Below are 15,297 nucleotides of genomic sequence, written 5' to 3' on the forward strand. Positions count from 1 at the left end.
CCATCCATGGCGAGACTCACGCAATTTGTCTATTTGCCCTGCGGCAACTCCGAGGGGAGATGAACTTCTGTGGATTCGGTGTTGGCTGTTTATCTCAAAAGAGTTTTGCTTGCCCCATCTTTCGATAAATTCATAAACTTTTTGATGAGGTAAATAGTTCAAATCAAAGCTATAGTCGATTGAAGGCTTTGTGGATCTGCTCTTCATAGCATCTAACTGCATCTGCAGCTCTGTCGTTACAAATTTTAATGTTAAATCCTTGTCGCACACCAAAATGTAATACTTCTGTAAGCCATTCCCTATACAAATACAAGCAATTCATTGCTTTAGTGATATTTGGTATAACTTCAATGGTATGTTGAACATTCAAATGAGCAATTCTGACATTACGAAAATCAACCATACTTTGGTGATATTTCACCCATTCATCCTCGGAAATTTTCAAATACTTTAAAATCATTTCTTTATTGAAAATTTTTAGTTTATCCCCCGGTGGGATTGTTATCTGACTAACTAATTTACTCCAATGAGTCTCTTGACTCGTTTGCCCAAAAATCTGATTCCATGAAATAACAGCCTCTGCATAACACATATTCATAATTGACCTCCAAGCATGATCACTATCGGTGCTATTTCTAAAAATATAGTCACCGAAAACACAACCTCTGAGACCGTTGTCAATGATTTTGAATTGCTGAGAGAAAATATCCATCTAAGTATCAACCTTGATTCATAAAACCTTTGTTCTATCAGTGCCATAACTCTTTTTAGTTAATAGCTTGTCTGCATTAAATAGTCTTTATCTTCACTTAACATTAAATCCAGTCTGTTGATAAATTCAAAAAGTACTAACTTAATAGATTGTTCGTAGCGCAAACATTCTTCATCTGTTTTGACCTGTAGGCCTTCACTCAACACACTGTGGAGCAGGGGTAATGAGTTTTGCCCATTGATGCTTAATCTTTCAGGCAGGGCATGTTTGATTCTATCTACAGCCTTAGTAAATTGAGATTCCCTTTTAGGAATTAATAGAGACACCCATTATTAAATTTTACAATGTTGATGGCTCTTGGTATTAACAGCTTACGCCGAAGTTACAGAATACTCATCCCCTCGGAGTTGCCGCAGGGCATTTGCGTTCGTTGCGTGAGCGAGGCATGGATGCCGAGATAGCGTCAGTCGAATCAGGGACGAGCGTCTGACGCGATAGCATTAGAACGCTTAATGCCCAAGGGGCTTTCAACTCCGTAGGGGCGTCTTGGAGCATCCAAGGAGGATAGGACGAGCAGTCCTCCTTGGTCGGGTGTGGGGTGAAGCCCCACGACTTTGAGTAGTGTCATTCAATGAGCCAACAAGATTAAATTGAATGCCTTTAGCTCTTACTATATATCACTTAATGATTGAATTAATTGGAGTAAATCTGAAATCATTTGATTGCGTTAACCAACCCAGTTTGTATTGCATAGCTTTCTAGCTTGATATCAAGATTATCCAAATCTTTATAAAACTCATCATCGAGTTGATTGAGTCGGGCTTCGGCGACTGGATTATCGGTTGCGGCGAGGCGTTGGCCTCTGTCGGTCGGGACGGGATGGTCGCCAAATACCGCCTGTTTAGCCTGTTGTAATAGGGCTAATGAGTGCAAAGCGCCAATTTGCTCAAGGCCGCGCTCGGCAACGGCATAATGCTCGCCCGATGAGTTATCGAAATACTGGATAAAGCCGCCGTTGTAGACTTCGCCAGAGAGACAATTGACGGCGTAATAGTGCTGCGCTGCTTCGCTTAGCGTGTGAAAGCCCTGATTATCGTCGTGCACCCGCACCACAATATCTCGCAACAACGCTCTAAAAGGGCAGGTTTTATCTAATTCCCGCTCCTTTTGGTAATAGGCTTTTGCTTGCTCAATATTTTCACGATTGCCATTTTTGCAGGGCATACATAAGCCTGCGTTTCGCTCGGCGGTGCTGGGCATAATTAAAGTTTGGCAGGCTGTGCAGGGGACTTTTTCCGACATTATCTTTCCTTAGATATTCAGGTCAGCAAGAGAAATAACAGATTCACAAACGACCCATTGTAAAATGACCTGTTTTTAGAGTTAAAGCATACGCAGAGATTAGTGGAATTAAGCATTGGTATGGAAGTGACCGTTGGCGGCATGGCCGCTCTTTCACATCCATGTGATCGCGGCATTCGCACTTCCATATGCAGCAGATGCCGCCGTCGAGCCTATAGGGATATATTTACGGCGTGTCACTGGAATAACAGTGCTTAATCTATGGTTGAATACTCTTAAACATCTGTCGTTAGCTGTAATGTAATTGTTTAAATATCACAATTAACAGCCAGCTATCCTAATGTATTAGTTGTACTTTATATTCATCGCGATCAGGGGTTCGCGAGAAGCCTTCTCAGCTCGTAGGCGTGCTAAGTACTTTTCCCATAGTTCCACTTGGTGAGTAGCGAGATCGTAAAGCACTTGCCAGGAGAATAACCCGGTATCGTGGCCATCGTCGAAGACGATTTTAACTGCGTAGTTACCTACGGGTTCGATGCTGGTGATATTGACGTTTTTCTTATGGGTGACCAGCTTAGGGTTACCGTGACCATGCACTTCGGCGGAGGGAGAATAGACGCGTAACATCTCACAGGTGAGTTGATACTGCTCGCCGTTATCGAAGCTGATTTCTAAAATGCGCGATTTACGCTTGAGCTTAAGATCGGTGACATTGGGTGTGCTAGTGGTCATAGGTAGTGCCAAGAAAATGCTGAGAATGGACAAGCTGTAACATAACAATTTGTGGCTAAGGTTACAAAGTGTAAGCCTTAGCCACTGTCACAATTTCGAACTTGTCTCCGCCATATATGCATGGCAGATGTTGTGTGCTAATCGCTTAGAGGATAAAGCGGCTTAGGTCTTCGTCTTGAACCAGATTATCTAAGTGAGCACTCACATAATCGGCATCAATCACAAATGAGCTGCCAGACTTGTCAGACGCCTCATAGGAGATATCTTCCATCAGCTTTTCCATTACGGTATGCAGACGACGGGCACCAATGTTTTCGGTGCGCTCGTTCACCTGCCATGCCGCTTTGGCGATGCTCTCAATACCTGATTCGGTAAACTCAATGGTCACGCCTTCGGTCGCCATCAGCGCGATATATTGCTCGGTCAGTGAGGCATGTGGCTCAGTTAAAATGCGTTTAAAATCATCGGCTGATAGCGCATCTAGCTCAACGCGGATCGGTAAACGGCCTTGTAGCTCGGGGATTAAGTCCGATGGTTTTGACATCTGGAATGCGCCCGACGCAATAAACAGAATATGGTCGGTTTTCACCATGCCGTGTTTAGTGGTTACCGTGCAGCCTTCGACTAAAGGTAATAGGTCGCGCTGTACCCCTTCGCGGGACACGTCTGGGCCTGAGGTTTCGCCACGCTTACAGATTTTGTCGATTTCGTCGAGGAACACGATACCGTGCTGCTCAACCAATTCAATGGCTTGCTCTTTTAAATCTTCTTGATTTACCAGCTTGGCCGCTTCTTCTTCGATCAACAGCTTAAAGGCTTCTTTGATCTTCATTTTGCGACGTTTGGCCGGTGCTTGGCCCATATTTTTAAACAGGCTTTGCAGTTGATTGGTCATTTCTTCCATGCCGGGCGGTGACATGATTTCAATACCAATTTGTGGCTGGGCTACATCGATATCGATTTCTTTGTCATCTAATTGGCCTTCGCGCAGCTTCTTACGGAAGATTTGACGGGTATTGGAGCTGGTATCGCTTTCTGTGTTATCCCAGTCATTTTTCGGCTTGGGCAGCAGGGCATCGAGAATGCGCTCTTCAGCGTGTTCTTCGGCGCGTTGGCGGCATTTGCCCATTTGCTGCTCGCGGGTCAGCTTGATGGCGATGTCGGTTAAATCACGGATGATTTGCTCGACTTCTTTACCCACGTAACCCACTTCGGTGAACTTAGTGGCTTCAACCTTGATAAATGGCGCGTTGGCGAGCTTTGCCAAACGGCGGGCGATTTCAGTTTTACCTACGCCGGTTGGGCCAATCATCAGAATGTTTTTTGGGGTAACTTCTTGACGGAAATCGGCATCTAGCTGCATGCGGCGCCAGCGGTTACGCAGGGCGACGGCGACGGAACGTTTGGCCTTTTTCTGGCCGATAATGTGGGCATCCAGCTCGTGGACAATCTCACGGGGGGTCATTTCAGACATAATATTCCTCACGCCCTGTTAGTAATTAAGTTCTTCAATTGTCTTGAATTGATTGGTGAATACGCAGATATCGCCGGCAATAGTCAATGACTTTTCAGCAATTTCCAGCGCCGATAATTCGGTATTTTGTAGTAGTGCTAACGCCGCCGCTTGGGCATAGTTACCGCCCGAGCCAATGGCGACTAAATCATGCTCTGGCTGCACTACGTCACCATTACCTGTGATGATAAGTGAGGCTTCGGCATCGGCGACCACAAGCATAGCCTCGAGTTTGCGCAGCATACGGTCGGTACGCCAATCTTTGGCAAGTTCAACAGCCGAGCGTAACAGGTGACCTTGGTGCATCTCGAGCTTGGACTCGAAACGCTCAAATAAGGTAAAAGCGTCGGCGGTGCCGCCAGCAAAACCTGCCAACACTTTATTGTGATACAAGCGACGCACTTTTTTGGCGTTACCTTTCATGACGGTATTGCCTAGGGAGACTTGGCCATCGCCGGCGATGACAACTTGGTTATTACGGCGTACTGATACGATAGTGGTCACAATGAATCCTCTTCTCTTGCCCGCAATGAAAATTCTGCGGTGGATGATGGACTAAATATGGGGATGGATAGTCAGAATTCAAGTTATTGCAGAAAAAGCCAATGGGGTTTGCGTGTTCGCGCGCCTTTTGCAACCAAATAACGGCATACGGGGAAGTGGCGGCCAGCTTCAGTCTTGCCACGACTGAAGCGTCGGCTGATTCGCAAAGACTGCCGTTGGCGCTATTTCGGCAGTCTCGGTTTTACCATAGGCGATCACGAGGTTTTTAATAGACTGATGGCGGCGGGAATACTATCAATACCACATTCTTGTAATGTCTGATTGATGCCCTGGGCAAATTTCGCTTTATGTTGCCGCACAACGCTATAGATCTGAAAACAAAGCACTATGTCACTTTCTGTCAGTCCATTATTTTTAAATGCCATGGCAGATAAGTAACAGCGGATCATAAAGCAATCTATCACGAGCAGGCGAAATGCCATCCAAGGCTGCTGTGAATCACTCATGGGGAAATGCTCATGGTAAAGCGAATATAAAATATAACGGTCAAATAAATCCTGATAATTGCTCAACGCAGGCAACGCTTTTTCTTCCCACGCTTTATTTAAATCGTCAATTTGATATTGATTACTCTCATTACACAGCAAACCAATTGCGTCATTAAGCGAGGTAAAACGAGGCTTTAAGCTTCTTGAGTGGAGTTTGCATAATTGATCATGTATGGAAACAAAAGCATGGGTTTGAGGCTGTGGTGTGTAGGGTATTTTTTGATATTGCTCATCGATTTGATTGGTTTGGGCCAGCAAGATTAATTGTTCAAAACGCTGATCTATTTGTGCAATAGGAAGAGTATTTTGCCTCACTTGGTCACTGACTTTTACCAATAATCCTATGGCCATGAGTGCCTGTTGCCAATCCACACCCATATTAATTAATAAATCCAAACTGTAATCGTAGGTTTTTTCTAACCATGCAGGATTGGCCGCGGTTGGACGTTTGGCGCCACCGCTCTTTGCCTCAAATTGAAATGCATTGGCGTCAAATAGCACCAGGCGGGCAGCCTCAGGGCAAGATATCGTTAAACTTTCGTATTTAGTGGTTGCGATAACATTGTCACTACGGGGGTAGGTTTTACAGGTGTGACTTAAGGCTGTTTCACCAGCAGCCGCATGGATGGAACATAACTTCTGCTCGTTTACAAACGGGCATATTCCATTGGCGTTAAGTTTGATTTTTGCCCACTGATTAGCATCGGTTTTGGTTTCAATAAATGCCTCTTTGGCAAGAGACGCGAGTTTTGGATGGTTAAGGGTATTTTTGTAGCTTTTTTTGTCAAAAATGATGGTCCAGTCATGGCAGCAACTGTCTTCACATGCGGCACCTATACAACTGAATTGTGAAGCGTAGCCTGGTGTAACAATGAGATTATTCATTGGCGTTTATTCATCTGAGTGTTCCATAAACAAAAAGGTAACAAATCTATAGGATTAAGGCCAATCTTTGGTGAATTTGACGGCCGAGTGTAAAAGAAACCTTAGTGTCTACTCTTAATGAAAATGATGCGGAGGAAAACAAAGTCACTATAGGATGGATAGTCAGAATTCAAGTTATTGCATAAAAAGCCACAGGACTTTGTTGATTTTTGTCCTGTGGCGAAAGCGGATATGCTGGATGGATTAAGGTGCAGATAACGAGGAGCGGCCGACAACAGTTCGTCCATCGAGGGGATAGTATTTTAGCTCCCAATTCTCGCTGCCAAGGCGGCGATCATCCGACACATAGTTAAAGTAACAATAAGTATTAGGGTCACTTATCGCGCCGCCGCTATACCAGTAGACGATGTCGATATTGGGTGCTTGTTGCGTTTCCCAATCCGTGTGTGTGGTAAGGACAAAGTCCTGATTATCGAGTAACGATTGCCACAGTTCTCCGCAGTAAGCGCCTTGTAATTGAGTGCCTTGGCTGCTGCTTTGAGCCGTGTCTTTTCCGAGTGGAAAGCCCGTGGTGGTCGAGTCGATAGTGCCATCACCATAGCAAGCGAGATTTTGGGTATATCCCGAGTGTCCGCCCGCAAGCCAACAACTGTGATACAGCTTGACGCCAGAGGTAAAAGCAGCAAAAGCAGCTTTTGCCCGAGTATCGTGGGCATCTTGACTTAGATTCATAAAGCGCGGGGCTGCGACTACAGCAAGAATGCCTAAAATGATGATAACCACCACTAGTTCGATTAGGGTGAATCCCTTAGATGTGTGTAAACGACTCATACTGCTCACCTGTTGCCAAGATAGTCGCATTCTAACTTCATTTTGAAAAATTATCATTAAGTTATTGATAGATATTAATTTAATTAACAATAGCGCTACATTGGTTGTTCGGGTTTTGGGCGGCGAGGCGGGGTTTGTAGGGATAAAAAAATCCCCGAGAACACTGGCCGTACTCGGGGAAAGGTTCAAAAGCAGTGGATCTTTAATGCCTACGGAGCATAAAGGAGAGAACCTAACTTGAGTGTGGCAGTGAATGGTGTTTGATACAAAGCCAAAGATGCAAACTGCGACAGCTTGTCGCAGTTTGGATGAAAACGCCGCCATCAGCGCATTCTAAATGGTCTGAGTTATATGGAATGAGCGGTTTAATCGTGACAAGCGTGGCGAGAATATATTGCGATTGTTTAGCGTGCTGGTCACTGATTTATAAAACAGAATTTAGATTTCCTAAGTGTTGTACTAACTCTGCCATATTGTTCACTTCAAGCTTTTTCATAATCTTTGCGCGATGCACTTCGATGGTTCTTAAGGATAAATACATGGCTTCGGAGATCTGTTTGTTGGTCATGCCTTGAACCACATGGGCTAATACTTGTTGTTCGCGCTCAGTCAGTTGGGCAAATTTCTGCTGCAGACTCTGTTGCTCAAAGCTGGATTGGCTTTCTTTATGTGCCTTTTCAATCGCTTGTACAAGGGCTTTACCCGACACAGGTTTTTGAAAAAAGTCGCATGCGCCTTTACGAAAAGCGCTTAATGCCATGGGTAAATCACCGTGCCCAGTGAGAAAAATCACTCCTAATGGACTTTGGGTTTCAAGTAGTTTTTGCTGCACTTCTTGGCCAGTGATCTCCGGCATTCGGCTATCTAAGATGACACAGCCCGCTTGAGTTAACGGGCATTGGGCTAAAAAATCCCGTCCACTGCTAAAGGTTTGTACTTGGTAGCCAAATTGCCCGAGCATAAATCCTAAAGAGTCGAGAATCGCTTCATCATCATCGACTAAATACAGTGGCAGCATAGTGGACATGGTTTTCCTTTTGGTGGTGGGGCTCTTTATCAGCTTAAGCCTGCCTTGTCGTAGGCTCAATTTTAAGCCTAGGTCTTGGGAGGTTTATCACTAAATTAGTCAAATCACTTTAGGGGGAATGCCAGAGTTTGGTGTTATTCACAGCATCATTTTGGCCTTGCGTATAAAGTACTCCGAATACAAAAGCATACAAGACAGGGCGATAGCAATGAGAACTTGGTGTAGGGCAATACTCGTGAGCTGCATATTGAGCGTAATGATGCTTAATTTGTCCTATGCCGATGAAGATATTCCCGTTCATGAATTTAAAGTGGGAGTGCTGGCGAATCATGGGGTGTTGCAGGCAAAACAGCGCTGGCAGCCTATGATGGATTACCTTAGCGAAAACGTCCCTAATAGCCGTTTTGAAGTGGTGCCTGTCGACTTTAATGGTATGCGTAGCCAGTTACTGAGCAATGAATTGCAGTTTATTGTGACTAACCCCGGCCAGTATCTGCACTTGAGTAATAATTTCCCCCTCTCTTGGCTCGCGACCATGAAAAGCCGTAAACATCAGGGCAGCACTTTTACCATAGGCGCGACCATTATTGTGCGTGCCGATAGCCCTATACGTAGCTTGCAGGATTTACGCGGTAAGAATGTGGTTGCTAGCGATCCGCAGGCACTTGGTGGCTATCAGGCTGCGATGGGATTACTGCATAAAATGGGTTATTTACCGGAGCAATTCTTTGGCCAAGTGCGATTTTTAGGATTTCCCCTCGCGCCGCTGATCTATCAAGTGCGCGATGGGAGTGCCGATGCCGCCATTGCGCCTTTTTGTACCCTAGAGGAAATGATTGAAACAGGGCTTATCAATAAGACGGACTATCGTGTCATTCATCCAACCCATCCTCCTGGATATGACTGCGAGGTGAGCACCCAACTCTATCCTAATTGGTCATTTGCGGCGGCGGATACGGTTTCGCCACGGATCACCATGCAAATCACCCGCGCCTTGTTTGACCTGCCCCCAGACCATGTGGCGGCGATTACCGCCGATACTTTAGGTTGGACTGCGCCGGTGAGTCAGCTAAAGGTGATTGAATTATTTAAAGAATTACAGCTGCAAGGTGCATCACCTCCCTTATATCAAACCGTGTATAAATGGATGGAGAAAAATAAAGAGTGGGGTGGGGTATTACTGCTGATCTTTATTGTATCGACCATTTATCACCTGTGGCTCGAATATAAATTCCGCCAAAAGAGCGAGTTTTTAGTCAGTACTGAGCGGCAATTAAAAGACAAGGCATTGCAGTTAGAACGCTTACAAAGTGCGGCGATCCTTGGGGAAATCGGTGCTGGGTTGGCCCATGAGCTAAATCAACCGATTGCGGCGATAACCCAATACAGTGAGGGCGCCATGATACAGCTAGAAAGGCTGGGACAGGACAACCCAGAGCTTTATGATATTTTGGGTAAAATCAATGCGCAGTCGATACGGGCCGGGGCGGTAGTACACCGTATTCGTGGCTTGCTTAAACGCCGTCAGTCGAAGGCCGAACCGCTGGATGTGACGTTAGTCGTCAAAGAGGCACTGGCCTTATTACGCCGAGAATTAGACCGAGCGGGGGTACAAGTTGACGTACAGGTGCAAGGTCGTCCCTATGAATTGATGGGCGATAGTGTTGGCTTAAGTCAAATGTGGGTCAATTTGGTGAAAAATAGCCTCGATGCGCTGGAAGCATGTGAGGATAACCGTGCACGTAAGTTAAGGATTGAGATCCACTATCAACCCACTGAAATCAAAGTATTGGTAATTGATAATGGCCAAGGTTTACAGGGGCAAGCTAATGAGTTGATGGCCTCTTTTGCCTCCACCAAAGATGCAGGGCTCGGATTAGGTTTAGCGATCTGTAAGGATGTCGTCAGCCGTCACCACGGCAGTATTGAGATTGAAAACTGCAAGCAATCGACACAAACGCCATTGCCTTGGCAGCAAGGCTGTGTGGTGACGGTGATATTACCTCGGGGCTAGAATGAATCGCCGCAGAGTTTTTAAGTATCTATCTTCAGTTGCGGGTGCAAGCTGCTTTTTATCAGGCCCAATTATCGTTTAAGGCGCGGGATATTCTTGGCTAAATTGCAGCAGCTTTTGGGCTAAAAATTCAATAGTGCGGCGAATTTTATGGCTAGGATAGTCGGTTTGTAGATAAACCAATTGTAGTGGCACCGCAGGCGCGAGTTTATCGGCTAGGATAAGCTGTAGTCTGCCTTCGGTGACATCCTGCGCCACATCGAGCCAACTTTTATAGGCTATACCTCGCCCCGCCAGTGCCCAATCGCGCACAACGGCGCCATCATTGCAAAAGCGTTTTCCTCTCACTTCAATCTCTACGGTTTCACCATTATGGCTGAATTTCCATTTCTGCCATGGCTCGCCGCCACGATTTAAGATCAACACTTGGTGTTGGCTCAGCTCGTTCAGTGTTTGCGGTTCACCATATTGCGCAAGATAAGCGGGGGAGGCGACGAGCACCCTTGGCGTCATCGACAGTTGGCGCCGTTTTAGATTGGAATCTTCCAGTTGGCCATAACGCAGGGCTAAATGGATATTTTGATCGATGAGATCCGTCATATGGTCGCCAAAGTACAGCTGAATCGACAGCTCAGGCGCGCTATCCATCAGCTCATCTAGCCAATTGCGGATCTGGCTGCGGCCAATGTCCGAGGGCAGAGCAATACGCACTTCGCCTTTAAGCTCGCCCCTATGCTCGGCCAAATTAGCGGAAGCGGTTTCGAGTAACGCAAGGGCAGGTTTAGCTGCATCGAGAAATATTCGCCCTTCTTCCGTGAGTTGCAACCGCCGAGTTGATCGCGCAAATAGCTGACAACCTAACTTTTTTTCAAGTCGTTGCAGGGCCGCACTCGCGGCGGCGGGCGTCATGCCGACTTCTTTACTGGCGGCGGACAGGCTTTCTAGTGCAGCAATACGCAGGGCGAGTTGCAGATCGTTTATATGATACATATCAAATTATTTTTGAAAATGATTTAAATAATAGGCTGATTATCAATATAGATTAACTAATGCACAATTGCACTCAGATATTCAATCATCATTTATGGTTCGGGAGTGCATATGAGTTTATTTACAGCCTATGAGTCAGCGGCACTGACATTGCAAAATCGTATTGTTATGGCGCCGATGACAAGGGCGCGTACCACACAACCGGGTAATATCCCTAATGATTTAATGGCGCAATATTACGCCCAGCGTGCGTCGGCAGGGCTTATCATCAGTGAAGCGACCCAAATTTCCGACGACAGCCAAGGCTACTCATTTACCCCCGGCGTCTATACCGAGGCGCAAATTGATGGCTGGAAAAAGGTTACTGCGGCGGTGCATCAAGCGGGTGGAAAAATCTTTAATCAAATCTGGCATGTAGGCCGAGTGTCCCATCCGATTTTTCAACAGGGTGCAGCGCCGATTGCACCTTCAGCGATTGCTCCTGTCGGTACTAAGGTATGGATCGTTGATGAGGAGCATCCCGAGGGACAAATGGTAGATTGCCCCGAGCCGAGGGAAATGACGCAAGCGGATATCGACCGCGTGGTGGCCGACTTTGCCAACGCAGGGGCAAATGCCGTTGCCGCGGGTTTTGATGGCATCGAAATCCATGGCGGCAATGGTTATCTCATTGACCAATTCCTGCGGACTAATTCTAACCATAGAACCGACGCCTACGGCGGTACGCCGGAGAAGCGTATTCGGTTTTTATTGGAAGTGGTTAAAGCGGTAAGTGCCCAGATTGGTGCCGATAAAGTGGGTGTTCGCCTTGCACCCTATGTGACCTTTAAGGATATGGCCTGCCCAGAGATTGTCGATACTATCCTGTTGGCCGCCAAACACTTATCGGCGTTGGGCGTAGCGTATTTGCACTTGTCTGAAGCCGATTGGGATGATGCGCCGCAAATACCCGAGTCCTTCAGAATTGAGCTACGCAAAGTGTTTAAAGGCAGCATTATTGTGGCGGGGCGTTACGATGTCGAGCGTGCCAATGAGGTTATCGAAAAAGGTTATGCCGACTTAGTGGCCTTTGGCCGTGCCTTTATTGCTAACCCCGATCTGCCCTATCGATTAGCCAATCAATTACCCCTATCGCCCTTCGATAAGGGGCCATTATTTGGCGGCAGTGCGGCGGGCTATACCGATTATCCTAGCTATCAAGCGGCACTGCGCGCCGTCATCCGCTCTAGTGACGATGAGGTGGCATAATGCAAAACCGTATTTATTGCCCTGTTTCTCCTTGGATAAGAGTAGGTTTGTGGAGCTCAGGATTACTCGGCTTAGCCATTATAGGCTTTGCGCTTGCGAGTCTAAGTATGACGGCGTTTGCCGCTCAAGGTGGTTCAACCCAAGCCAGTGTTGATGTCAAAACCGCTCTTACTCCTAAGGTAACGGCAATGGAGCTGATCAGCGATGGTTCACCACAGGCTGAATCTATTGCCCACGCCGCTTTGCTATACGCTAGTTTTTGGGATACTGGTGATCCGACATTTGCCCGTTGGGCATTAGCGACCCGTTTTATTGATCGCACCTTGCCCGAAGGTCGTGCACAGGGGATTAGCGGACCGCTCGACGCCTCTAAAACCTTTAGGGCGGCGGTGCCAGATCTCTCGGTAACCGTTGAGCACTTGCTGGTAGTCGGTGACCGTGCGGTTGTGCGCCTCCGTTTTTATGGCCACTTTACGGGGACCTTTGGTGAACAGCGTGGTCAAGGGCAAAAAATTGATTTTCGCGCCGTAGATATGTACCGCGTGCGTGAGGGTTTTATTACTGATAACTGGCACCTAGAGGATTATCAAACGCTATTTAACCAGCTTGCCTCTAACGCTGTGACCACAGGAGCGAAGTCATGAATCAACGTCGACAATTTTTAAAGACCAGTTTACAGGCGGGCGGCGCTTTGATTGCAGGGGTAGGGCTGAGTCAGTCAGCCTTTTCAATGGGAGTTCCGAGCTTAGTGGCGGTCGATGATCAAACTCAAACTTCGGTAGGAGGCAATATGAATAAGCGTTTTTGGCCTAATGGCGAGCAACTAGTGATCTCTATATCCATGCAGTTTGAGGCTGGCGCGCAGGATAAAAACGCTGAAGGGCCGTTTCCACCAATGGAGAAAGGCTACCCAGATACAATTACTCCCAGTTGGTACGACTACGGGATGAATGAAGGGATACCGCGTTTGCTGCGTATATGGCGTAAGCACAATATTCACGTGACATCCCATATGGTGGGCCGCGCCGCCGAATTACATCCACAACTTGCCAAACAAGTGGCGGATGAAGGCCATGAGATTTCAGGCCATGGGCAGACGTGGACGCCGCAATACAGTATGTCGCCAGCGCAGGAGCGTGATTCTTATATCCAGAGTATCAATACCTTAGAAAAGATCACTGGTCAGCGTCCTGTCGGGTTTAATGCGTTTTGGATGCGCCACAGCACCCAAACCTTAAATATCCTGCAGGACTTAGGTTTTATCTATCACATTGATGATTTATCAAGGGATGAACCTTCAATTATCCCTGTGCAGGGTAAACCGTTTGCCGTGGTGCCTTATACATTGCGCAACAATGATATAGGTCGCTTTGGTGGTAACACTGCGATGACGGCTGCCGCCTTCTTACAGGAGCTTAAAGACGAATTCGATATGCTCTATCAGGAAGGAGCATCGCAGCGGCGGATGATGTCGATTAGTGTGCACGACCGTATCGGGGGCACGCCAGGTCTTGCCAATGCCTTAGACAAGTTTATTCAATACGCGAAAGAACACTCAAAAGTGGGTTTTATGCGTAAGGATGCGATTGCTAAATGGGCGCTGGCGCAAAAGGATACGCCAACCAATCCTGCAAGAACATTTTAAGAGCTAAAAACACAGCACAGGGATGTGCTGTGTTTTTTACTTTCTTGGGGATATTGGCGCTTAACGCATCGCGAGCATGGCCCAAGTGCGGCGACCTTGCTCAAGAAGAATCCCCACGGCAAGCCCTGCCGCGGCGTTAATGGCTAGGCAGGTCACAGCGGTAGATAAGATCACAAAGATACAGAAGGGCTTACCATCAATAAGGCGTTTTGACCACGCCAGTTGCAAACCGCCGATGGACAGCAAACTGCCGAGAATTGCTACAGGAATAAGCCCGAGCAACCATGCCATTTGGCTATCCCAAAACAGGGCGATAACCACACAAGTACCGCCGAAGATTAATGGTGCGAGGTGGGTTCGTGCGCCAAAGTGATACTGCACCGCAAGTCCTCCTGCGCCATGGCACATGGCCGCTGCACCAAAAGGCGCGAGTAATAAATTGGCCAGCCCAGAGCTAATGGCCAAGTTTTTAGGCGTGAGTTTAGCGGCGTCTTCGGGGAATTTTTCCTGCGCCATGGCCGAGGTGGCTATCACTGCATTGGTTAAGGTGAGGGCGAGCTGGGGCAACACCAGTAAAATCGCCGCCGAGCTCCACTCATTAAGGCTCGGCCAAGCCAAATGCAGTGAGGCGCTCAAAGCGGGAATCGTCAGGCTGCTAGTTATTTCGGTTTGGCTGTTGGCTTGCCACAACATACCCGCTGCGATAACGAGTGGCATGGCAAGGTAACGCAATGGCAAGAATTTACTCACAAACAGTAAGGCAAACGCGCCGAGTCCGAGCAACCAAAAGTCACTCATCATCTTAGTGCCCATCCACATCAATTGCAGACCAATCGCTAATTGAATCCCCACACTCACTGCTTGGGATAATTGCTTGGCAAGCCAAGTAATGGCGCCGCTAAACGCCAAGATTAACAGAATGATACCCATCAGCATGGCACTGGCTTGGAGCATCCCTGGCGTTAAGCCTTGGGCGATCACAAGGGCAGCGATGACCTTCATGGGCTGAACTGGGATCGGACGGCGATAAAATAAGGCGCTAAAGATGGCGAATAGGCCAAAGCCTAAAAATATCCCTTGGGGCGAAAATTGGTTTAGGGCAATTAATCCCAAGACTAAAGGTAAAAATGTGCCTAAGTCAGCAAAGGCTCCGCTGGTTTCACCGAGTAAACGGTTGAGCGGTTGAGTAGGGTGCTGTGTTGGGGTTTTGCCCGCGGTCATAGAGGTTGCCACAATTGAACATTGCCTACTTAGGCAAAATAAATGCCAGATATTTAAGGAGTTAAAGGGGATATAGGGAGTAATTTTCTGAGGTTTTTTTAAGCCGAGAGACATTTTGGCTGTCG

15 protein-coding genes are annotated in these 15,297 nt (G+C 47.1%); 4 read left to right on the forward strand and 11 right to left on the reverse strand.

Annotated features, from left to right (window positions below; all coding sequences use genetic code 11):
- Positions 1–169: 169 nt before the first annotated feature.
- The 9 genes from M0413_RS03045 to M0413_RS03085 all read right to left on the reverse strand — a co-directional run bounded on the left by M0413_RS03045 (position 170) and on the right by M0413_RS03085 (position 8,054).
- Complete coding sequence (locus M0413_RS03045; protein WP_249553157.1) at positions 170–712, reverse strand: hypothetical protein; 543 nt, start codon at positions 710–712, stop codon at positions 170–172.
- A gap of 59 nt (positions 713–771) precedes the next feature.
- Entirely contained in the window at positions 772–1,038 is a 267-nt protein-coding gene (locus tag M0413_RS03050; protein ID WP_249553158.1) for a hypothetical protein, read from the reverse strand.
- A 388-nt stretch (positions 1,039–1,426) separates the two neighbouring features.
- Entirely contained in the window at positions 1,427–2,014 is a 588-nt protein-coding gene (locus M0413_RS03055) for a DMP19 family protein (RefSeq protein ID WP_249553159.1), read from the reverse strand.
- A gap of 345 nt (positions 2,015–2,359) precedes the next feature.
- Positions 2,360–2,746, reverse strand: coding sequence for a gamma-butyrobetaine hydroxylase family protein (locus tag M0413_RS03060; RefSeq protein ID WP_109287479.1), 387 nt, complete (start codon positions 2,744–2,746; stop codon positions 2,360–2,362).
- Positions 2,747–2,891: 145 nt separating this feature from the next.
- Positions 2,892–4,220, reverse strand: a complete 1,329-nt coding sequence (hslU, locus tag M0413_RS03065) for an ATP-dependent protease ATPase subunit HslU (RefSeq protein ID WP_055648059.1) — start codon at positions 4,218–4,220, stop codon at positions 2,892–2,894.
- Positions 4,221–4,238: 18 nt separating this feature from the next.
- The gene (gene hslV / locus M0413_RS03070; RefSeq protein ID WP_011073856.1) at positions 4,239–4,763 is read right to left on the reverse strand and encodes an ATP-dependent protease subunit HslV; all 525 of its coding nucleotides are present in this window, start codon (positions 4,761–4,763) and stop codon (positions 4,239–4,241) included.
- Between the two features lie 254 nt (positions 4,764–5,017).
- Complete coding sequence (gene fliB, locus M0413_RS03075) at positions 5,018–6,196, reverse strand: flagellin lysine-N-methylase (protein WP_249553160.1); 1,179 nt, start codon at positions 6,194–6,196, stop codon at positions 5,018–5,020.
- A 243-nt stretch (positions 6,197–6,439) separates the two neighbouring features.
- Positions 6,440–7,027: a type II secretion system protein gene (locus M0413_RS03080; RefSeq protein ID WP_047540133.1), complete on the reverse strand. Its 588-nt coding sequence runs from the start codon at positions 7,025–7,027 to the stop codon at positions 6,440–6,442.
- Positions 7,028–7,451: 424 nt separating this feature from the next.
- On the reverse strand, positions 7,452–8,054 hold the full coding sequence (locus tag M0413_RS03085; RefSeq protein WP_037422732.1) for a response regulator transcription factor: 603 nt from the start codon (positions 8,052–8,054) through the stop codon (positions 7,452–7,454).
- A gap of 208 nt (positions 8,055–8,262) precedes the next feature.
- Between M0413_RS03085 and M0413_RS03090 the strand changes: the two genes are divergently transcribed.
- Positions 8,263–10,068 (forward strand): sensor histidine kinase, encoded by a 1,806-nt coding sequence (locus M0413_RS03090; protein ID WP_088586605.1) that lies wholly within the window; start codon positions 8,263–8,265, stop codon positions 10,066–10,068.
- Between the two features lie 78 nt (positions 10,069–10,146).
- Here M0413_RS03090 and M0413_RS03095 read toward each other — a convergent pair whose 3' ends face one another.
- Positions 10,147–11,058, reverse strand: a complete 912-nt coding sequence (locus M0413_RS03095; RefSeq protein ID WP_069454174.1) for a LysR family transcriptional regulator — start codon at positions 11,056–11,058, stop codon at positions 10,147–10,149.
- Positions 11,059–11,169: 111 nt separating this feature from the next.
- Between M0413_RS03095 and M0413_RS03100 the strand changes: the two genes are divergently transcribed.
- Genes M0413_RS03100 through M0413_RS03110 form a run of 3 tightly spaced genes read left to right on the forward strand, consistent with a single transcriptional unit; the run spans position 11,170 to position 13,951 of the window.
- Positions 11,170–12,306: an alkene reductase gene (locus M0413_RS03100; protein WP_099457391.1), complete on the forward strand. Its 1,137-nt coding sequence runs from the start codon at positions 11,170–11,172 to the stop codon at positions 12,304–12,306.
- A complete protein-coding gene (locus M0413_RS03105) occupies positions 12,306–12,950 on the forward strand; it encodes an ester cyclase (RefSeq protein WP_241406273.1) in 645 nt (214 codons plus the stop codon). The genes M0413_RS03100 and M0413_RS03105 overlap by 1 nt, the downstream gene beginning before the upstream one ends.
- Complete coding sequence (locus M0413_RS03110) at positions 12,947–13,951, forward strand: polysaccharide deacetylase family protein (RefSeq protein WP_249553161.1); 1,005 nt, start codon at positions 12,947–12,949, stop codon at positions 13,949–13,951. Before M0413_RS03105 ends, M0413_RS03110 begins: the two co-directional genes overlap by 4 nt.
- Positions 13,952–14,011: 60 nt before the next feature.
- Here M0413_RS03110 and M0413_RS03115 read toward each other — a convergent pair whose 3' ends face one another.
- Entirely contained in the window at positions 14,012–15,172 is a 1,161-nt protein-coding gene (locus M0413_RS03115) for a putative sulfate/molybdate transporter (protein ID WP_188871677.1), read from the reverse strand.
- Between the last annotated feature and the right edge of the window lie 125 nt (positions 15,173–15,297).

It is taken from the genome of Shewanella sp. 8A (genome assembly GCF_023475945.1).
GTDB classification, from domain to species: domain Bacteria; phylum Pseudomonadota; class Gammaproteobacteria; order Enterobacterales; family Shewanellaceae; genus Shewanella; species Shewanella xiamenensis.

Coding starts and splice junctions, on each gene's coding strand:
- M0413_RS03045 (WP_249553157.1), bottom strand. CDS start 712: ATGGATATTTTCTCTCAGCAATTCAAAATCATTGACAACGGTCTCAGA.
- M0413_RS03060 (WP_109287479.1), bottom strand. CDS start 2,746: ATGACCACTAGCACACCCAATGTCACCGATCTTAAGCTCAAGCGTAAA.
- M0413_RS03090 (WP_088586605.1), top strand. CDS start 8,263: ATGAGAACTTGGTGTAGGGCAATACTCGTGAGCTGCATATTGAGCGTA.
- M0413_RS03085 (WP_037422732.1), bottom strand. CDS start 8,054: ATGTCCACTATGCTGCCACTGTATTTAGTCGATGATGATGAAGCGATT.
- fliB (WP_249553160.1), bottom strand. CDS start 6,196: ATGAATAATCTCATTGTTACACCAGGCTACGCTTCACAATTCAGTTGT.
- M0413_RS03100 (WP_099457391.1), top strand. CDS start 11,170: ATGAGTTTATTTACAGCCTATGAGTCAGCGGCACTGACATTGCAAAAT.
- hslU (WP_055648059.1), bottom strand. CDS start 4,220: ATGTCTGAAATGACCCCCCGTGAGATTGTCCACGAGCTGGATGCCCAC.
- M0413_RS03105 (WP_241406273.1), top strand. CDS start 12,306: ATGCAAAACCGTATTTATTGCCCTGTTTCTCCTTGGATAAGAGTAGGT.
- M0413_RS03080 (WP_047540133.1), bottom strand. CDS start 7,027: ATGAGTCGTTTACACACATCTAAGGGATTCACCCTAATCGAACTAGTG.
- M0413_RS03055 (WP_249553159.1), bottom strand. CDS start 2,014: ATGTCGGAAAAAGTCCCCTGCACAGCCTGCCAAACTTTAATTATGCCC.
- M0413_RS03095 (WP_069454174.1), bottom strand. CDS start 11,058: ATGTATCATATAAACGATCTGCAACTCGCCCTGCGTATTGCTGCACTA.
- M0413_RS03115 (WP_188871677.1), bottom strand. CDS start 15,172: ATGACCGCGGGCAAAACCCCAACACAGCACCCTACTCAACCGCTCAAC.
- M0413_RS03110 (WP_249553161.1), top strand. CDS start 12,947: ATGAATCAACGTCGACAATTTTTAAAGACCAGTTTACAGGCGGGCGGC.